The organism is Mycobacterium sp. C31M (assembly GCF_053345865.1).
This window is the reverse complement of sequence record NZ_JBKFAX010000003.1, coordinates 215,868-235,211: the sequence shown is the minus strand read 5'-3', so window position 1 is coordinate 235,211 and position 19,344 is coordinate 215,868. Positions and strand designations below refer to the sequence as shown.

Sequence of the window (19,344 nt, the reverse complement as noted above, 5' to 3'; positions counted from 1 at the left end):
CGAAAACGTCGCTATTGGCTGAGATGCCATGGAGGCCGGACCTGCCTTGGTGCTGGTCATGGCGTTCGGCTCGCGGAAACACGTGAGCTGCCGCGTGGCAGAGTCCTGGGTGGGTGACCAGTCGCGCGCAACCCTTCTCGGTCGCGATTACTCGACGCCGCCACCAGGTACCCGCCGCCTCAATATTCCACATTGATGGGACCGTGATACGCATACGACCAGTACGCGACAGAAAGGAAACGCCATGCAAAGGCGCCAGTCGTGGACTGCCTTGCTCCGCAGCGCAAGCGCTGGCCCGCTTGGAGTGATTGCCGTATTGGCGCGCCGACTCTCCGCGGAGGAGGCAACGGCCATTGCTGACGACTTTCTCGATCACGGATTCCCGGTTTCTGACATCGAGATCAGCACCGCGATCTTGGCCTTGATCGATCGGCCACCGACACCAGCCGAAGTACAGCGCGTGCGTCAGCGAAACACCGTTAACGACGCGGCTGTAGCAAGAAGGTTCGAACGTCCGATCCCGCGTTCAGGACCGGTCTCGGCGAAGCTCAAGGCTGTCTAAGAGAACTGCGTCACAAGTGATGACGTACGGCGACTCTTGCGGCATGTATGCCGCGCGGGGACAAGGCTGTTTCGGCACGCTCAACTGCTCGAAATCTGACGAGCGAGCGGCCCCCTTTCACATTTCACGCCAACCACAGCCCACGCAGCACGTTTGTTAGTGCGCCGCTTCGAACGCTTCGATAACTTCGGCTTTGATACGTCCGCGATCGGACACCTTATGGCCATTCTTGCGGGCCCAATCGCGAATTGCCGCGAGCTGATCCTTCGAGCTAGCTGAGTTACCGCCATGGGATTTCGCACGCCGAGTGCGAGTGGCGCGCACCTTCGCAGCCGCATCGACATACGGCTTCAAAGCCTTATCGAGCTTGGCGATATTCGCGTTAGATAAATCGATCTGATACTCAACGCCGCGCACAGAAAACTCGATACGCTCACCGCCGTCGTCTGCGATTTCAGAACCATCAAGATCGTCAATTAGTTGGCGGACAATGCGTTCAGCCATAGCCATTCCTCGTCTATCCGAAACTTGCAATCGACACGCTACCACCAACCAGTACCGGCAGTTCCAAACGACAAACCACCGGAGAAAATGCGGTGGCGAATGAAATTACTGCATCTGTCACCGTGACCAAAAGTGATGGGTTAGGCCGGATGTCGCTTCGTGAACTCGCTCTGGCGGAAGGAGACCAACCCGAGCAAGATTGCCACCGCCCGGAAGTGCCGCTTTCGCTACTGCGCCCACTTCGAGACAACAGGCCGCGGTCGGGCAGCTTGTGCGTCGCGCCAAGCCTTCCTCGTTCCATCCGACCGGAAACTCGGACTGAAGTACGTCCCCCGCAGGGCGAGGCACCTGATCGGTGTGAAACTTCGCCACGAAAGATGCGGGCGAGAACCACGAAATACACAAGGCCCGAACCGGGTTTGAAGGGATTCGGCTCGCGCTGCTTATCTGACTGGCGAGTCCCCGTTTCTGAGTCCACCCGTTACTAGAGTCGGGTTGGTGTGATCCAGATTCAGTTGATGCTGCAGGCCACCGGGGTGTGGGCGCACCTGCAGGCCGCAGCGTACTCGGCCGGCGTTCGGTAGCCCAGGGACGAGTGGCGATGCCGATGGTTGTGTTCGTCCTTGAAGTCGCCGATGACCACGCGGGCCTCCAGCAGGGTGTTCCAGTGGTTGCGGCTGAGGCACTCCTTGCGTAAGCGGTTGTTGAAGGATTCGATGTGCCCGTTGTTCCACGGCGTTCCGGGCGGGATGTAGGACATTCCCACTTTGTGATCGTAGAACTGTTGCAGCGCTTGGGAAATGAATTCCGGCCCGTTGTCCATCCGCAGCACCGCGGGCGGGCCGCCCGCTGCGGCGAACACCTTCTTGAGTTCGTCGACCAGACGGTCGGCGGTGATCGACCGCTCCACGATGTTCAGCAGCGACATGCGGGTGTGTTCGTCGACCATCGACGCGATCTTGATGGCCTTGCCGTCGATGGTGGAGTCGAACTGGAAGTCGATCGCCCACACCACGTTCGGGGCGTCAGCTTCAATCGGCGGGATCGACGACACCCCGGCCCGCTTGCGCGGACTGGTGACCTTCACCTGTAGCCCTTCCCCGCGCCACAGCCGGTGGATCTTCTTTTTGTTGACCTCACGGCGTTCGTCGTAGCGCAACGCCGCCCAGGCACGGCGGAACCCGTGGCAGGGGTGTTTGGTGGCGTAGGAGCGCAGCCAGGACCGCATCTCGGCGTCCGGATCATCAGGGGTCTCCGAGATGGGGAGTCTGCGGCAGGTAGAGCGGGCCAGCCCAACAGCCTTGCAGGCGAGCCGTTCTGACATGTTCAACGTCTCTTTGAGCATGTCGACGGCGCGGCGCTTGGCGGCTGGGCCTAAAATTTTCCCTTGGCCACTTCCCGCAAGGCATCCTTCATGAGTTCCGCCTCGGCGAGCAGCCGCTTCAATCGGGCGTTTTGCTCGCGGAATTCCTTGAGTTCCTTGGCGGCGTCGGTGCCCATCCCGCCGTAGGTGCGGCGCCAGTTGTACAACGTCGCGGCCGACACCTCGAGTTCGGCGGCGATCTCCTCGCCGGTCTTGCCTTCGGCAGCCAGCTCATCAGCGCGGCGCAGTTTGCGCACGATGTCCTCTGCGGAATTCCGCTTCCGACCAGCCATACGTTCATCGTCCCTTCTCGCCGACATCGGGCTACAGGACTCTAAAACTGGGCGGACTCATTCAGCGGGGACACGCCAGTCGGGCGTGCCCGAAAGTGAACTCACGCAACAGTGTGCCGATGGTTGAGGGTGCGTACACGTCGTCGAAGAGGGTCTTCATCCCGCCCGAGCGCACGATGTCGAGGTCGTCGATGCTGTCGGCGCCGGCGCACATCCCGGCGATCAGCGTGGTCAGCTTCGGTGACGGGTTGGCAGACCCGGACTTGATTCTTGGTTCGCTGATCCGAACCTTGTCGGCCAATAGCGCCGACAATCCGGTCTGGGTGGCCAGCGTCATCACGGGCACCAAACCGGCGATTGACACGAGATGATCATCGTCGAAGACCGCCGACGACGCGGCAAATCTGTGCGATAGTTCCATTCGCGGCGCTCGAAAGTGTCTGTGCCCGTGTTGAACTTAGCTGGCGCGGCGGGCGACGATCGCGAAGTTCAACGGAATGCGTGGCGCGTCTGCGGGCAGTGTCCAACCGCGGGGGTCGGGAGTCAACGCCGGGAATGCTAGCCAATCCATGTAAGCAAGCTCGTGGACGGCCTCGATACGCAGGTCTGCTTCCAAGAGCGCCGTGAGGACTTCACTGAGATCGTGGCGCCATTCGTAGTTTGTTGTCTGACGGATCGCCACGTCGGTGTTCTCGGTGTAGGTGCTGGCGTCGTCATAGGTCCGGGTACCGCCACCGGAGAGGTAGTCGTCGCTGATTGTCCAAGGCTGGAACTCCATCGCCGCCAGTATCGGATGGTCGTCTCGGATCATGAAAACGCCGCCGGGTGTCAGCAGGTCGTGGATGGAGTGCGCCCACGCTGACAGCTCTGGCAGCCACACGATGGTTCCTGCGCTGGTGACAACGGTGTCGAACTGCTCGTCGATCAGTGAGGACGCGACCCGGGCATCGCCCTGCACCCATGTGATGGCCTGACCATCTCGCTCTGCGATACGTTGAGCGTGACGTAGCGAGTTCGGCGACAGATCCAAGCCGGTGACGTTGACGGCGCCCAGCCGCGCCCAGGACACGGTGTCGGTCCCGATGTGGCACTGCAGATGCAGCAGTGATCGGCCGGTGATCCCCGAGGCGGGCAGGTGCGGTTGCAGCACGGACAGATCGTTTCGGACCACCGATGAGACCTGTGACCGGTCCGCCAGGAAGCCCTCCACGTCATACATCTGCGACCGGGCATGGATGTCTGCGCGTTCGTCCCAATTCTCTTGGTTACGGGCTAGCGCATCAACGTAATTCATTTGGGTCCCTCCGTCCGATCGGCGACCGCCCGCCCACCCTGCATTCTTTTTATCACACTCGTGATAGGCCGCCGTCTGCTGTCGTTAGACTTCGACGATGCCAGCACGTATCGACCCCGTGGAACGCCGAAGTCACATCGTCGAGGCCGCGCTACGTCTGGTGCTGAAGGAGGGGCTGTCCGCCGCAACGTTCCGCCGTGTTGCGGCGGAATCGCAGTTGAACATCGGGTCAGTCCGGCACTACTTCGCAGATCACGAATCCCTCGTCGTCGCAGTAGTTACCGAGGCCGGAAACCGCATGGGCCAGCGGCTGATGAAACACACACCACCGCAATCGCGCGATCTCTCGCGACAACGACAACATCTGATCGCACTACTTGAAGAACTTGTTCCCCTTGACGCCGAACGGCATAGCGAGGCAGTGATCCTCATGGAAGTCATCGCTGCCTCCCGAACCACTGAAGCATTCCGCGCAGCGACAGCGCAAATGGCCACCGACCTGGATGACGTGCTGGTCACAGCCCTGAAGGGCATGTCGGTGCCACAGCCCAGCCTGGAAGCCCAACGCCTAGCGTCACTTCTGTCCGGCCTCGCCCTCGACGCTGTGACAGCACACGGCCCCCGAAAGCCGACCACCATCGCCAAGATCTTGCGACTTCACGTGGATTCGCTGCCCACGAATCGCTAAGCGCGGATTACACCGGGGTCGTACAACCCACGGGCACTCGCAGTGCCGGACCGCAGCGACCGGCACAACCGGCCCAAGTACGAATCAGCCCAGATCAGAGCCAGCATTTCTTCAGCGGGAACCGCACTCGATCCACAACAGTCGGTGGATCGAGGCTTAGTGCGCCCGACGGGGGTGAAATTGTCGGACTCCGAGACGAGTCGGCAGTGCTTCGGGGACACGATAACGCCGACGTAGTGCTGAATGAGCAACGCCGACCCGACATGTTCGACGTTGATCGACATCAGCCTGCCGTCGTCGGTTGTAGTCGCGCCCGCGGCGATGTGCTCGCCGGGAGCGCACCTTTGATACTCGGCGTCGGTGAGCTGGAAGAGCCAGGCCGCGACGTCCACCGCGTCGGCTGGGGCGTTGATGGTCGCGGTCGCCGTCGACGCCATCAAGACACGAGAGGACACCGTCAATCACCGGCTTCCCATGCAGTTTGGCCGGCGAGGATGTCGACGAACTCCGCCGTGGTGAGAATCGCATGGGCAAAGGTCGGCCCATTCAGTTCATGCGCGGCGTGCATCATTTCGGGCCCGAACGCCGCCGTCGCATCCCGGACCAGCGTCACGTGATAGCCGAGTTCCATCGCGAACCGGCCCGTGGATTCGACGCAGGTATTGGCGACGACACCTACGAGAACCACGTGGGTAATGCCGCGCTGTTTGAGTTGCATGTCGAGATCCGTATTGGCGAAACCACTCTGCGCCCAGTGTTCGGTGATGAGCACGTCGCCCGGATGCGGCTGGAAGTCTGGGTGGAACTCGCCGCCCCAACTGCCTCGCGCGAATATCTGCTGCTGATTCACTCCCTGCTGGTTGAGGTTGGCATGGTCCCAGCCCACGAAATTGCTTGCTTCCCAACGTCGGTGCGGAACGAACAGCACCTGCATACCGGCTTCCCGCGCCTTTGCGATCGCAGTACGCAGGTTGTCCAGCAGCGCCACCTCGGTGGCAACGGACTTCAGAAGGGGCCACAACTTGCCGCCGTCGGACAGGAAGTCGTTATAGGGGTCGACGAGCAGCACTGCCGTCCTGCTGCTGGTGTAGTTCGTCATGGTCGCCTGTCAAGCCGTGTGCGCACCGCGCGGCTTGGTGTCGGCGTAGGCCAGCGCCCAGTCGAGGGCGTGGTCGGCGACGGCCTCCCAGCCGGGTGCGGCGCACGTCCAGTGGTCGCGGCCCGCGAACTCGTAGTACTCCGTGACGGCGGGCGACTTGGCGTAGTGCTTCGCGTTCGACTTGTTCACCGACGGCGGCATGATGTGGTCCTTCTCGCCGCCGATGAACAGCAGCGGGGCGCGGTCGGCCGAGTAGTCGACCCAGGTCTCCTGGTGGCCCGGTTTGAAGTTGGCGATCAGTCCGTAGGCCCAGACCCAGTTGCCCGGCGCGGGGATCGCGTAGCGCTCCCACGCCGCGTCGGAGTCCTCGCGGCTCAAGGTGTTGGCGAACGCGTAGTGGAACTCCTCCTGCGTGAACCCGACTGCACGGTGCAAGTTGGCCGGGTTCTTCAGCGCGGGGAACAGCGACCTCACCTGGGACAGTGGGTTGACCCGCACGCCCTCGGTCGGCGCGGAGTCGACCACCACGGCCGCCGCGCCGAGGCCGCGCGCCAGCAGCAACTGGGTGAGCGTGCCGCCGAACGAGTGCCCCATGATGATCGGTGGCACCTCGACGGCTTCGATGACAGACGCCAAATGGTCGACGGTCTCGGGCACCGTGAGTTTCGCGATGACGTCCGGGTGGGCCCGCAGTTCCTCGACCTCGATCTCGAAGCCGGGGTACGCCGGGGTCAGGACGCGGTAGCCCTTGGCTTCGTAGTGGGCCTTCCAGCCCTCCCAGCTGCGCGGCGTCATCCAAAGGCCGTGCACCAAAACGATTGTGTCGCAGTTGCTTTTCGCGTCGCTCATGGTGGTCTCTCTTCTCGTTGTTCGGAGCTGATTATCGAGCCGGTCGGCGTGGGGCCGCTGGCGGTCGTCGTCGGGCCGGCGCGATTGAGGCGCGGTGCGTTCATCGTGGCGCCGGCGTGGCCCCGCGGCATCTCGCCGCCGGCATGTTGAGCACTGTCGGACCATTGGTGTGCACGCTGAGTCAACTCGGTGGCACACTGTTGGCACGTCCGCCACTGAAACTTGCGGAATCCTCGCGCGCCTCAGGAAAGGGCCCCGGCGATGCTCGTCTTCGACAGTGCTTCGGTGCCGAAGAGTGACCGGCAGAGCGCCATAGTCGACTCCATCACAAGCGCGGCCGGAGCATCTTTCATGACACCCCAGCACGGTGGCGAGCGCCTTCACTTGACCTTGAGTGCATGGCAGCTCGGAAGCGTGGAGGTTGTCGACGCCAAATGCTCTGCGCACACACTGCGCCGCTCCAGCCGCCAAAGATCAGACGACGGGACGGTCATAGCCCTCACATGTGGTCGGTTAGGCCGTGGCCTACATCGTCAGCACGACCGCGAGTGGGCCGTGAAACCCGCTGACGTCTGGGCCACCAATCTCGCCGAGCCTTACACCCATCACGTCACGGACACCTGGACGACCACGGCCAAACTCCCGGCTGACCTGCTCGGTGTCCCGCTCGATCTTGTGGGCCCGGCGCTGGGGCATGTCGGCCGCAGCCCGCTCGCGCCGCTGTTCAGCCGACACTTGATGCATCTTCGCGATGTCGCCGACGACGTCAACGGTGTCGCCGAGGCGTCACTCGGGACGGCCACCTTGGCACTCGCCCGCGCCTTGCTCGCCAGCGTGTCGAATGACGCCGCGTTCGAAAGGGAAGCGCTGGAGGACAGCTTGATGCCGCGGGTCATGGCTTTCATCCGCACCCATCTACCAGACGCCAGCCTCGACGCAGCGAGCATCGCCGCAGCGAACCACGTGTCGGTACGACAGCTGTACAAGATCTTTGCTCGTGCCGACCTGAGCCTGGAAAAGTGGATCATCGAGCAGCGGCTCGCATGCGCCCATGAGGAGCTCACGGTATCCGCGCAGACGCCCGCGCCGATTGCCGCGGTGGCGCACCGTTGGGGCTTCAGCGACGCTTCGCATTTCGCGCGCCGCTTTCGGAGCCTCTACGGCATGTCACCTCGCGAATGGCAAGCGTTGAACCGTCACGACGGACGACGTTAGTCCTCAAGGGTCATGCATCGCCGTCCTCTTCCGCGGTGGTACAGCAGCAACATCCTCGGCGGCGGCGACTGTCGATTGCCAAACTGGATGGCGTAGACCACCGCTCCTAGCTGCACCTTTTCAAGATTGCCACGCAGGTGGAGGAGCGGTTTTGGTCATCCAAACGGCAAAAGTCGGAACGGTACGGTGGTGCAGGTTGTCGTAGACCTGGACGTCTGTCAGTGCGCGAGTCTTTCTTCGCCGACTCGACCAGGGCGTCGTCCGATGTAGGCGCGGTGACCCGCCCGGCGCCGATCTTGCTTGCCTCAGCACTGCAAAGCAGCAACATCGGGAGGTGAGGCATCGTCGACTTGCATTGCGCTGCAACATATAGCGTCGAGAGATACGGGGCTATCTGTTCGCGTGCGCTTGCGGGCCTCGGCAGCCTGTGATCCTCCGTATGCGTCTTGAGCGCATCGAACTGGTCCGGCACCGGCAAGAGCCATCTGCTGATCGCCCTCGGGACGGCAGCTGCTGAACGCGGCTACCGGGTCCGCTACACCCTGGCCACCCGGCTGGTGAACGAACTGATCGAGGCTGCCGATGACAAACAGCTCACCAAGACCATCAACCGCTACGGCAGGGTTGATCTTCTTTTACTCGACGAGCTCGGGTACATGAAGCTCGACAAACGCGGCGCTGAGCTGCTGTTCCAGGTGCTCACCGAGCGGGAGGAGAAGAACGCCATCGCCATCACCAGCAACGAATCCTTCTGCCGGATGGACCAAGACGTTCACCGACCCACGGCTCTGCGCCGCGATCGTCGACCGCCTCACCTTCGGCGGCACCATCATCGAAACCGGCACCCACTCCTACCGCCTTGCCCACACCCGCAACCACACCACCCGCTGACCCCGCCACCAGCGAAAATGTTACGTCGGGGGCGATCCATGCCCCGGAACCGGTAACGGGCAGCAGGGGTTCAACAGAGCAAGCGAGTGGCCCCGTCGGGCCAACCGGCGCCCGTGGTCGCTGGGGCCGATCGCCGGGGACACTCCGATCCCATCGCTGACATCGGTTGATTTTGACGATGGCGTGAATTGAGTGTGCTGAAACCCGTACAGGTGGTTCACAGGTAGCCCCCACGGCGGTGTTTGACTGGTGTATCTGTTAGCTGGAACGCGCACAGCGGCGCGTCAACTGGACGGGTGAGTGGAGCGGGCATGGCACACGGGAACTACATCGGTCGCGTCGGCGCACTGGCAATCGCACTCGGTGTCGGGGTCGCTTTGGCCGGCCACCCCGCCACCGCACTGGCCGACGACCAGAGCAGCGGCGAATCCCCCTCAACCTCCGGCACCTCCGCCAACAGTTCCTCAACCTCATCGAGCGGACCCCGCACCAACGCCGCCACGACCGATTCCGCTGGTACGACCAGGCCCGGACGCACCACACGCGATACCTCGGTGTCCGCCTCCAGTGACGACGGAGACGACGGAGACGACGACACGGCCACGGGCAGGCGCGGCTCCCGCAGCATCGCAGACAAGAAACCCATCCGTGGTGGCAGCTCTGCGCAGACCCGTTCCGCAGGGAGCGATTCCAGCCCTGATGCTGCAGACAACGATTCTGAATCCGCAGTGTCCGCCTCGGGCAGCCCGGACACCGACACCCCAGCACCCGCGCACACCAACCCCTCGAACGGTGCGCCAGCTGAATCCTCGCCAGAGGCGACAATACCCGCCGAGCACGAGCAGACCGAGCAGCCTGCCGAGACGACCGCACCCGCTGACGAGGCTGTTGCGGTGCCTGAGGTGCCGGTCACCGACCCAGGTGGTGAAGGCCCCCTCGCGGAAGAGACCGACGATCCAGACACTCCCATACAGGTCCCTGTCACGCCGACCGCACCAGAAGCCGCCACCCCGCCCTCAGCTACTGGTAGTGGCTCCAACCGCGACAGAGCCACCACGCAACCATCCACCGGGACCCGGGGCGACGCACAGAGCCCGACCGCCACCACCGACGACGACACTGACGAGCCCGCTGCGGGATCTGCTGTGTCAGACGGCACTGCACCGGTCAACACCCACGACGCCGAGACCGCTGACGCCGGGCAGTCCACGCTTCTGGCTGCTGCGGCCACCCCGACCACCGGTGCGCTCACACCCTCGGCGGCACGGACACCCTCGGTGGTCGACCAACTCTTGGCGATCCCGGCCACGCTGTTCGTGGCCACCGTCGAAGCGGTTGTACGAGCATTCGAACCGGTCGTCGGTCCTGGCGGCCCGCTGGAGAACGCCCTGTTGTGGGGGATGTTGGCCTGGACACGGCGGCAGGCCAACATCACGTTCGCCAACCGCAGCCCCGAGATCGGTTTTGAAACAATCAATCTCGTCGTCCCCGCCGGTAATGCCAACAACCCCATCGGGGTCCTGCCCGCCACCGATACCGACGGCGACACCCTCACCTACAGCATCGACCCCCGCCACGGCCCGTCAAACGGCACCGTCACCATCGTCGGCAACACCGTTACCTACAACCCGAACGCCGGATACACCGGCACCGACAGCTTCACCCTGATCGCCAGCGACACGGGTAACGGATTCCGTATCCACGCACCGGGCCAGAGCCACACCGATTCGGCGACTGTCTCCGTTAGTGTCGTCAATTCCGCACCCATCATTAACAGCGTTGTATCCCAATTAGGTTCGGGAAACACGTGGATCATCGCCGTAGATGCCGATGATCCGAATGGCGATGCAGTGAGTGTCGCGGTGAGTTCATCCAATCCGAACGTCGTCGTCGAAGTGTCGGAGGGTCGCACCTATGTCACCGTCAGCCAGGGGTGGGCGTGGGCGAATCCCGGTGCGGCAGTGTCTGTTACGGTGAGCGCAACTGATACCACCGGCGCAAGCACAGTCCTCAACGATATCGCCATAGGATCGGCGAACAACGCGATGCAGTCAGCCTGGATCTACCCGTACCAGGGCAATCATGTGACCGCGCTACCAGCCGGTGTGACTTATGTCAGCGCCGCGAGCGGCACGCACATGTCGGTTCTGCTGCGGTCCGACGGCCACGCGGACACCGTCGGATACATCGCGCCCGTCGCTGCACCACAAGAGGGCACGGTCTACACGAAGGTGGCGGCGGGTTACTACCACGTTCTGTTGCTGCGGTCCGACGGCGAGGTGGTGGCATCGGGCAACAACGCCGAAGGACAGATCGATGTGCCAGAACTCCCGGAAGGCCTGCGTTACACCGACGCTGAGGGCGGCGAGTATCACACGGTGCTGCTGCGCTCGGACGGATCCGCAATCGGCTTCGGTCGCAACGACTCCGGCCAGATCAACATCCCCGATCTACCGGCCGGCTTGACCTACGTCGGGGCTGGTGGCGGCAGGGCCCATACCGTGCTGCTGCGCTCCGACGGATCGGCTGTCGGCTTCGGGGCTAACGACGCCGGGCAGATCGATATCCCGCCGCTGCCCGATGGAGTGACCTACGTCGCGGTCAGTGCAGGTAACGCACATACAGTGCTCCTGCGGTCAGACGGCACAGCCGTGGGCATCGGCGCGAACAATTACGGGCAGATCGATATCCCGCCGCTGCCCGACGGAGTGACCTACACCGACGTGGCGGCCGGGCCGAGCGACACCCTCCTGTTGCGCTCAGACGGTACCGCGGTAGCACTGGCAGGAGGCAATAAGATAGCGGAGCTGCCGGCCGGCGTACGGTACATCGATCTGGCATCTGGCTCTGGGCACGCCATTCTCGTCGTCGCGCCAGACACGACTGCTGACATGTAGCCTCCTGCCTTGGCCTTTCTCATCCAGGCGTCACTTGGGACATTCGATGACATCTCGGATGAGAAATGACACGCAGTTTGAGAATCGACAGCGGCGGCGGCCGGCGACGACGACGGCGACAACAGCGACCACGTGACACCCTTGCCTCATTTCGCAACGCGCCGTAGCGTAACTACCCGTGACCCGCAGCTTCCACGCCGGCAGCCCGTTCGACACCTCCGATGCCGATATCTCGGCCGCATTGGAGCAGGTCAGCATCCCCACGCTGCTGCTGTCGCTGGTGCACATCACCGGTGACCCGCGGTTCATCCACGACTACAAACAGGCCGGGCTGTTCCTCAACGAAGTCCAAGGCTTCATGTGCGAGGAGGACAAAGCCCGGGCTCGTGCCGAGGCCCTGCCGGTCGTCACCGCCTACCGCGACGCCGGCTGCCCCGTCCCCAAGCCACTGTCGGCCGAGCTGGTCCGCGAGATGCTGGACTGGGCCGCCTGCGAACACGTCGGCGACGACAACCTGGCGCTGGTGCTGGAGGAACTTGACCTCGAAGGCAGCGACCCGCGCCGCCCCGCCCACCTCGACGACAGCGGTGACTTTCACGTCATCGTCATAGGCTGCGGCGAATCCGGCGTGCTCGCCGGCGTCCGACTCAAACAGGCCGGTATCAACTTCACCATTGTGGAGAAGAACGCCGGGCCCGGCGGAACCTGGTGGGAGAACAGCTATCCCGGCGCCCGGGTCGATGTCGCCAACCACTTCTACTGCTACAGCTTCGAACCCAGTAACCACTGGGAACACTTCTTCGCCGAGCAACCTGAACTGCGCCAGTACTTCGCCGACGTGGTCGACCGGCACAACCTCGCCCCGCACATCAAATACAACACCGAAGCAAGGTCCCTCAGCTGGGACGGCGACCGCTGGACCGTCATGACCGACCACGGAACACTGCAAGCCAATGCCGTCATCACCGCCGTCGGCCAGCTCAACCGGCCCAGCCTGCCCGACATCCCCGGCGCGGAAACCTTTGCCGGACCGGCCTTTCACTCCGCCGCGTGGGATCACAGTGTCGATGTCGCCGGCAAGCGGGTGGCCCTGATCGGCGCCGGGGCCAGCGGCTTCCAGATCGCCCCTGCCATCGCCGGAAAAGTACAGAGCCTGACGGTGTTCCAGCGCACCGCACAGTGGATGTTCCCCAACCCGATGTACCACGAGCCCGTCGCCGACGGCGTCCGCTGGGCCATGGAACACCTGCCCTACTACGGCCGCTGGTACCGCTTCCTGCTGCTGTGGCCCGGCGCCGACAAGGGCCTGGACGCCGCGATCGTCGACCCCGACTACGCCGACCAAGCCAATGCGGTCAGTGAGATCAACGCCATCGCCCGCATCATGTTCACCGACTGGATTACCACCCAGGTGGGCGACGACGCCGACCTGCTCGCCAAGGTGCTGCCCGACTACCCGACCACCGGCAAGCGCACCCTGCAGGACAACGGCAGCTGGCTGTCCACCCTCAAACGCGACAATGTCGAACTCGTCCGCACCCCCATCGAACGAATCACCCCGACCGGTGTGATCACCGCCGACGGCACAGTCCACGACGTTGATATCATCGTGTACGCCACCGGCTTCCGTGCCACCGAGGTGTTGTTCCCGATCACCGTGACCGGCCGCGACGGCGCCGAGCTGCACGCGGTGTGGGGCACCCGCCCCTACGCCTACCGCAGCATCACCGTCCCGGGCTTCCCCAACTTCTTCATGACCTACGGCCCGGGCGCACACCTGGCACACGGGGGCAGCCTGATCCTGAACTCCGAACTGCAGATGCGCTATATCAACCAGTGCCTGGAACGCCTGATCACACACCAGCTGCGCACCCTGGAACCGTTGCCCGAACCGACCGCTGAATGGCACCGCCGCTCCCAGGAGGAGATCCGCAAGACGGTGTGGGCACACCCGTCGATCAAGCACTCGTACTTCAAGAACGCCGACGGCGAGATCCACACCGTCAGCCCCTGGCGGCTGAGCACCTACCACGACGCGGTGCTGCACCCCGTCTGGTCCGACTACCAGGAGACCTGAGATGCGTTCCGTCGTCATCGATTCCACCGGCACCATTCAGGTGACCGACCGCCCGGACCCGGAACTGTCCGGACCCGACGGCGCGATCGTCGCGGTCGAGGCCACCGCGATCTGCGGCTCGGATCTGCACTTCCTGGAGGGCCACTACCCGATCTTCGACCCGGTGGCACTGGGCCATGAGGCCGTCGGTACCGTCGTCGAAACCGGCTCGGAGGTGTCCGGTTTCGACCAGGGCGACCGGGTCCTGGTGTCCTCGGTGGCCGGTTGCGGGCACTGCTCCGGCTGTGCCACCCACGACCCCATCCGTTGCGTGAGTGGCCCGCAGATCTTCGGGTCCGGCGCGCTCGGCGGCGCCCAGTCCGAACTGCTCGCGGTGCCCGCCGCCGACTTCCAACTGCTCAAGGTGCCCGAAGGCATCAGCACCGAACAGGCCCTGCTGCTCACCGATAACTTGGCTACCGGATGGGCCGCCGCCAAGCGCGCCGACATCCCGATCGGCGGAGCCGTCGCGGTGCTCGGACTCGGCGCGGTCGGCATGTGCGCGGTGCGTAGCGCACTGACTCTGGGTGCGGCCACCGTCTACGCCGTCGACCCCGTGCAGACCCGCCGCGACCGCGCCCAGACCTGGGGTGCCACACCTGTCGAACCACCTGCCGCACAGGCGGTTCGCGAGGCGACCGGCGGCCTCGGTGTCGATGCCGTGATCGACGCCGTGGGCACCGACACCTCCATCAACGACGCCATCGACACCGTCCGCACCGGCGGCACGGTGTCCATCGTCGGTGTGCACGACCTGCAGCCCTATCCGCTGCCTGCGCTGGCCTGCCTGATCCGCAGCCTCACCATCCGGCTGACCACCGCGCCGGTGCAGCAGACATGGCCGGAACTGATCCCGTTGCTGCAGAACGGCCGCCTCGAGGTGGACGAAATCTTCACCACCACAATGCCGTTGGACGATGCCGCTGCCGGCTACGCGGCAGCGATGTCCCGCGGCGGAGATCACCTCAAGGTGCAGTTGATTCCGTAGCTCAGCGGAACGTCGCCTTCAGGTGCGCGGCGATCAGACCGGCATCGGCCGGTCCCGCATAACCGAGATGCCCATCCGGTCGCACCACGAAGGCGGCGGACTCGTCGACGGGGTACGCACGCGCGAAATCCCCTGCCGCATCACGGACCAACGGCAGAACGGTGCGCTCGACCGGCGCATCGGGGTGCGCGATCACGTACACATTGAGCAGCCCACGACCCGCGGCGGCCACCTCCTCGAGGGCCTCGAATCCCTCGTCGGCACCGGCGTACAGCAGCAGGGTGTGTCGGGTTCCGGCCAGCAGCGAGAACAGCCGCACCGGGTCGGCGGCGGCGTCGCGCACCAACCCGCGCGCATCCGGCGCACGCCCGCCGGCACCGTCGCCCACGATGGGACTGCCGGCGTAGCTGACCAACAGTTGGGCCTCACGGCGGATGATGAAATCCGGATCGGCGGAGTCGGCGCCGATCCCCTCGCGCGCACTGCGCACGGTGCGACCGACCACCTCCTCACCGATCGGGCGGCGCTCCGCGTCATAACTGTCCAGCAGACCGTCGGCGGCCTCCAACCGGACCGCGAGCGCCAACTTCCAGGCCAGGTTGTAGGCGTCCTGAATCCCGGTGTTCATGCCCTGCGCGCCGGTCGGCGGGTGGATGTGCGCGGCATCCCCGGCGACGAACACCCTGCCCCGGCCGTAACTGTCGACGATGCGGTGACTGATCCGGAACACCGAGGACCAGCGCAGGTTTTGCGCGGTCGTCGGCGCCGGCGACAGCCGGTCCAGCACCGCCTGGATGTGGTGTAGCTCCGGTTTCGCGCCGTCACCGAATCCGTGTTGCACACCACCGCCGGGAATGGACAGTTCGGGCGGGACCAACATGGACATCCGGTACCGGCCCCGGCCGGGCAGCGGGATGCACACCAGCAGATCGTCGATCTTGCCGTCACTCTGATGCATACAGCGCACGGTGTAGCCAGGCGGCAGCGACCAGTCGACCTCGACATCGCCGAGCATGTACTGCTCCTCGAATGCCGCGCCGTCGAAGCGCAATCCGAGGGTCTTGCGCACGATGGAGTGCGCCCCGTCGGCACCGATCAGATACTGCGCACGCACCGGCGTGGAGTTGTCCAGCATCGCGGTGACCCCGTCGGCGTCCTGCTCGAACCCGGTCAACCGCACACCGCGTTCGATCCGCACCCCGCGGGTCGCCAACTCATCGCGCAGGATCCGCTCGGTCTCGTACTGCGGCAGGCCGACGAACTTGAACGGCACATCGGCCGGCAACGCCAGCTCGATCTCGCCCACCCGCTCGCCGTTCACATAGGCGATCTGCCCGCGAAAGTGCACGGCAGCGTCGAGCACCTGCCGCAGGATCCCCATCCGCTCGAAGACTTCCAGCGTCCGCGGTTGCACACCAACGGCTTTGGCGTACTGCGGCGGTTCGAGCAACGGGTCGACGATCCGGACGGCAACGCCGCGGCGGGCCAGTTCGATCGCGGCGGTCAGGCCGATCGGGCCGGCGCCCGCAATGAGTACGTCGGTCACGCCGCGAATTATGCCCGAGCGTCAGTTTCCGTGTACGTGCCTACGCAAATTGTCGCGGAGTGTCGCGATCCCCTTCTGCATCGCGCGCAGTTCGTCGGGTTCCAGCCCGGTGGCCGCCACCAGGTCCATCTCCAGTCCCCGCTCGCGCAGTTCCCGGCCCGCGTCGGTCAGGCTGATGACCACCTGCCGTTCATCCTCGGCCGAGCGCTTGCGGGTGAGATAGCCGGTCGCCTCCAAACGCTTGAGGATCGGGGTCAGGGTGTTCGACTCCAGGAAGAGCTTCTCGCCCAACCCGCTCACGGTCTGGTGATCCTGTTCCCACAACGCCACGATCACCAGGTACTGGGTGTAGGTGATGCCGAGCTCGTCGAGGATCGGCTTGTAGGCCTTGCCGTAGGCGAGGTTGGCCGAGTACACGGCAAAGCACAGGAAGTCGGATAGCTGCGGCAGCCCGGAACGTTTCGACGGCGTAGAGCTCATGTTCATACTGTAGCGCGCACGATTTAATCGGGAATGATTCAATGAGCCGAGCAGTTACACCGAACAGTCAGGCCGGAGCGACCGACCGACGAGAACTTGAAGGAGACCACCATGTCCGTTCTGTACACCGCCGAGACCCACACCACCGGCGGACGCCAGGGCGAGTCGTACAGCTCCGACGGCAATCTGGACATCCAGCTGACCGCGCCCGGCGCGGGCGGCACCGGCACCAACCCCGAGCAGCTGTTCGCCGCCGGATGGTCGGCCTGCTACCTGAGCGCGATGGGCCTGGTCGCGGGTCAGCACAACGTGAAGCTGCCCGCCGAGACCGCGGTGGACGCGCAGGTGGACCTGGTGAACACCGATGGCGCCTTCTCCCTGGAGGCGCGCCTGAACGTGACCATCCCCGGCGTCGACCGTGAGGTCGGCCAGCAGATCATCGACGGCGCACACCAGGTGTGCCCCTACTCGAAGGCCACCCGCGGCAACATCCCGGTGACCATCACCCTCGTCTGATTCCCCGCAGCCCAATGGCCGGTCATCGCACTTTCCCTGCGGTGACCGGCCATTCGGCGTCTAACGCGCCGACGGCTGGTGCTGGGTGATGCAGTGGATGCCGCCACCGCGGGCGAACAGTGGCCGCGCATCGACAGACACGACCTTGCGGCCGGGGTACTGCTCGGCCAGGATCGCCGCGGCATCGGCATCACGCGGGTCGCCGAAGCTGCACGCGATGACCCCGCCGTTGACCACCAGATGGTTGATATAGCTGTAGTCGACAAAACCTTCGTCATCGGTGAGCACCGTCGGGGCCGGCATCTCGACGATCTCGAACCGATCCCCCAGTGACGCCCGAATCTTTCGACTCACCTCGGCATCCGGGTGGTTCTTGTCGGCCTGGGTGTGCAGCAGCAGCCGGGCCGGCTCGGTGAACGCGGCGACGATGTCGACGTGGCCGCGGGTGCCGAAGCGCTCCGAGTCTCGGGTCAGCCCCACCGGCAGCCAGACCACGTCGGTGGCGCCGATGGTGCGGGCCAACTCGGCCTCCACCTCGGCCTTACCGAGATCCGGGTTGCGGCCCGGATCGAGCTGCACGGTCTCGGTCACCAGCACCGTGCCGCACCCGTCGACCTGAATTCCGCCGCCCTCATTGACCATTGGTGAGGACACCACCGGCACCCCGGCCGACTCGGCGACCAGCGCGCCGATCTTGGCGTCGCGATCCCACTGCGCCCAGTCCTGGCCGCCCCAGCCGTTGAACACCCAGTCCACCGCGGCCACCGACCCGTCGTCGGCATGCACGAAGGTCGGCCCGATATCGCGCATCCAGGCGTCGTTGAGCGGCGCTTCGATGATCTCGATGTCCTGGGACACATACTTCTTCGCGTAGGTAACCTCGCCCGGATCGACCACCAGGGTGACCGGTTCGAACTCGGCGATCGCGTGGGCCACGGCCGCCCAGGTGGCCCGGGCCTCGTGCTGTTCGGCCTCGGTGTCGCCCAGCGAGTAGCCCGCGGACGGAAAAGCCATCCACACCCGGTCCTGCGGTGCGCCCTCGGCGGGCATCGAGTAGGTCATTTGACGACCGCCGTCGCCTCGTGCCCGACACCATACGGCTGCGCGGGATCGACCGGTGCGCTCAGCGATCCATAGCTGTCCGGCCGCCGGGTCAGAAGGAACGGGAACAGCTCCAGCCAGTCACGGCGCTGATCCAGATCCAGGTCCGCGACCAGCACCGCCTCCTCATCGCGCGGCGCCGAAACCAGCACGCGGCCATAGGGATCGGAGATGAACGACGACCCGTAGAAGGACAGCGCACCCTCGTTGCCGGTGCGGTTCGGCACCACCATGAACAAGCCGTTGCTGATCCCGTGCCCGACGATCACGTGCTGCCACAGCGGCTGGGTGTCGAAATCCGGGAACACCGGTTCGGACCCGATGGCCGTCGGGTACACGACGATCTCGGCCCCGCCGAGTGCGTAGTTGCGGGCCACCTCGGGAAACCATTCGTCCCAACAGGTCGGCATTCCGATGCGGGCACCCAGACCGTCGGGCGAATACACCGGGTAGGCCTCCTCGGGAGGACCCGCGCGGAAGTAGGTGTCCTCGTAATAGCCCGCCGAGATCGGGATGTGCATCTTGCGGGTGCGGCCGGCCAGCTCCCCGGCCGGCGAGACCAGGATCGCGGTGTTGAAGCCGAGACCGTCGGCGGCCGGCGCCTTCTCGTACAGCGAGGCGTGCACGAAGATCCCGTGCCGGCGCGCGGCCTCGGCCGCCAGCGCGAACGTCGGACCCTCCAGCAGATCCTCGGCGGCGTCACCGGGATTCGGGCCGGCCTGGACATCGGCCGGGTAGCGCAGCAGCGTGATCTCGGGCAGGAACACCGCGGCCGCACCGGCATCGGCGGCGCGGGCGATGCCGTCGTTCAACACACCGGTCAGTTCCGCGGCATCGGCCCGCCAGCGGTGCTGCACCAGCCCGACGCGTAGCGGTGGGCGATCGGACGCGGTGGTCCGGGACAGCGGCGGGGCGGGTTCGGCGATCAGGGTGAGCATGTCG

The 19,344-nt window shown here is 64.9% G+C and carries 17 protein-coding genes and 2 pseudogenes; 8 read left to right on the top strand and 11 right to left on the bottom strand.

The window, feature by feature from the left end:
* Window positions 1-244: 244 nt before the first annotated feature.
* A complete protein-coding gene (locus tag ACLBYA_RS05980; protein ID WP_447708433.1) occupies window positions 245-562 on the top strand; it encodes a DUF3349 domain-containing protein in 318 nt (105 codons plus the stop codon).
* Between the two features lie 156 nt (window positions 563-718).
* Here the strand turns inward: ACLBYA_RS05980 and ACLBYA_RS05975 are convergent, their stop codons facing one another.
* The 4 genes and pseudogenes from ACLBYA_RS05975 to ACLBYA_RS05960 form a co-directional block, all read right to left on the bottom strand.
* Window positions 719-1,066 (bottom strand): histone-like nucleoid-structuring protein Lsr2, encoded by a 348-nt coding sequence (locus ACLBYA_RS05975; RefSeq protein WP_447708432.1) that lies wholly within the window; start codon window positions 1,064-1,066, stop codon window positions 719-721.
* A 511-nt stretch (window positions 1,067-1,577) separates the two neighbouring features.
* A protein-coding gene (locus ACLBYA_RS05970; protein WP_447708431.1) for an IS3 family transposase occupies window positions 1,578-2,722 on the bottom strand; the annotation gives its coding sequence in 2 pieces (ribosomal slippage) (window positions 1,578-2,455 and window positions 2,455-2,722; 1,146 coding nt in all).
* Window positions 2,723-2,801: 79 nt separating this feature from the next.
* A pseudogene (locus tag ACLBYA_RS05965) lies at window positions 2,802-3,143 on the bottom strand (IS1380 family transposase); the annotation flags it as partial.
* 36 nt (window positions 3,144-3,179) lie between these two features.
* Window positions 3,180-3,872, bottom strand: a complete 693-nt coding sequence (locus ACLBYA_RS05960; protein WP_447708430.1) for a class I SAM-dependent methyltransferase — start codon at window positions 3,870-3,872, stop codon at window positions 3,180-3,182.
* A 241-nt stretch (window positions 3,873-4,113) separates the two neighbouring features.
* Between ACLBYA_RS05960 and ACLBYA_RS05955 the strand changes: the two genes are divergently transcribed.
* Window positions 4,114-4,704 carry a TetR/AcrR family transcriptional regulator gene (locus ACLBYA_RS05955; RefSeq protein WP_447708429.1) on the top strand — a complete coding sequence of 197 codons (591 nt, stop codon included), beginning with the start codon at window positions 4,114-4,116 and terminating at the stop codon, window positions 4,702-4,704.
* Here the strand turns inward: ACLBYA_RS05955 and ACLBYA_RS05950 are convergent.
* The 3 genes from ACLBYA_RS05950 to ACLBYA_RS05940 are packed head-to-tail and all read right to left on the bottom strand — an operon-like array spanning window position 4,701 to window position 6,613.
* A complete protein-coding gene (locus ACLBYA_RS05950) occupies window positions 4,701-5,159 on the bottom strand; it encodes a hypothetical protein (protein WP_447708428.1) in 459 nt (152 codons plus the stop codon). The two genes, ACLBYA_RS05955 and ACLBYA_RS05950, sit on opposite strands and share 4 nt — an antisense overlap.
* Before the next feature lie 2 nt (window positions 5,160-5,161).
* The gene (locus ACLBYA_RS05945) at window positions 5,162-5,803 is read right to left on the bottom strand and encodes an isochorismatase family cysteine hydrolase (RefSeq protein WP_447708427.1); all 642 of its coding nucleotides are present in this window, start codon (window positions 5,801-5,803) and stop codon (window positions 5,162-5,164) included.
* A gap of 9 nt (window positions 5,804-5,812) precedes the next feature.
* Window positions 5,813-6,613, bottom strand: a complete 801-nt coding sequence (locus ACLBYA_RS05940; protein ID WP_447708426.1) for an alpha/beta hydrolase — start codon at window positions 6,611-6,613, stop codon at window positions 5,813-5,815.
* A gap of 300 nt (window positions 6,614-6,913) precedes the next feature.
* On the opposite strand from ACLBYA_RS05940, the gene ACLBYA_RS05935 reads away from it, so the two are divergent.
* The 5 genes and pseudogenes from ACLBYA_RS05935 (at window position 6,914) to ACLBYA_RS05915 (ending at window position 14,759) form a co-directional block, all read left to right on the top strand.
* A complete protein-coding gene (locus ACLBYA_RS05935; protein WP_447708425.1) occupies window positions 6,914-7,867 on the top strand; it encodes a helix-turn-helix transcriptional regulator in 954 nt (317 codons plus the stop codon).
* 464 nt (window positions 7,868-8,331) lie between these two features.
* Window positions 8,332-8,758 (top strand): annotated as a pseudogene (locus ACLBYA_RS05930) (ATP-binding protein); the annotation flags it as partial.
* Between the two features lie 311 nt (window positions 8,759-9,069).
* The gene (locus ACLBYA_RS05925; protein WP_447708424.1) at window positions 9,070-11,655 is read left to right on the top strand and encodes an Ig-like domain-containing protein; all 2,586 of its coding nucleotides are present in this window, start codon (window positions 9,070-9,072) and stop codon (window positions 11,653-11,655) included.
* 178 nt (window positions 11,656-11,833) lie between these two features.
* Complete coding sequence (locus tag ACLBYA_RS05920) at window positions 11,834-13,732, top strand: flavin-containing monooxygenase (RefSeq protein WP_447708423.1); 1,899 nt, start codon at window positions 11,834-11,836, stop codon at window positions 13,730-13,732.
* A 1-nt stretch (window position 13,733) separates the two neighbouring features.
* Window positions 13,734-14,759 (top strand): alcohol dehydrogenase catalytic domain-containing protein, encoded by a 1,026-nt coding sequence (locus tag ACLBYA_RS05915; RefSeq protein ID WP_447708422.1) that lies wholly within the window; start codon window positions 13,734-13,736, stop codon window positions 14,757-14,759.
* 1 nt (window position 14,760) lies between these two features.
* Here the strand turns inward: ACLBYA_RS05915 and ACLBYA_RS05910 are convergent, their stop codons facing one another.
* Together ACLBYA_RS05910 and ACLBYA_RS05905 are read right to left on the bottom strand one after the other, a co-directional pair.
* Window positions 14,761-16,305: an FAD-dependent monooxygenase gene (locus tag ACLBYA_RS05910; protein WP_447708421.1), complete on the bottom strand. Its 1,545-nt coding sequence runs from the start codon at window positions 16,303-16,305 to the stop codon at window positions 14,761-14,763.
* A gap of 21 nt (window positions 16,306-16,326) precedes the next feature.
* Window positions 16,327-16,785: a MarR family winged helix-turn-helix transcriptional regulator gene (locus tag ACLBYA_RS05905; protein ID WP_447708420.1), complete on the bottom strand. Its 459-nt coding sequence runs from the start codon at window positions 16,783-16,785 to the stop codon at window positions 16,327-16,329.
* A 111-nt stretch (window positions 16,786-16,896) separates the two neighbouring features.
* On the opposite strand from ACLBYA_RS05905, the gene ACLBYA_RS05900 reads away from it, so the two are divergent.
* Window positions 16,897-17,301: an organic hydroperoxide resistance protein gene (locus ACLBYA_RS05900; protein ID WP_447708419.1), complete on the top strand. Its 405-nt coding sequence runs from the start codon at window positions 16,897-16,899 to the stop codon at window positions 17,299-17,301.
* A gap of 60 nt (window positions 17,302-17,361) precedes the next feature.
* Here ACLBYA_RS05900 and ACLBYA_RS05895 read toward each other — a convergent pair whose 3' ends face one another.
* Together ACLBYA_RS05895 and ACLBYA_RS05890 are read right to left on the bottom strand one after the other, a co-directional pair.
* Window positions 17,362-18,363, bottom strand: coding sequence for an agmatine deiminase family protein (locus ACLBYA_RS05895; protein WP_447708418.1), 1,002 nt, complete (start codon window positions 18,361-18,363; stop codon window positions 17,362-17,364).
* On the bottom strand, window positions 18,360-19,340 hold the full coding sequence (locus ACLBYA_RS05890; protein ID WP_447708417.1) for a nitrilase-related carbon-nitrogen hydrolase: 981 nt from the start codon (window positions 19,338-19,340) through the stop codon (window positions 18,360-18,362). The genes ACLBYA_RS05895 and ACLBYA_RS05890 overlap by 4 nt, the downstream gene beginning before the upstream one ends.
* Window positions 19,341-19,344 lie beyond the last annotated feature (4 nt).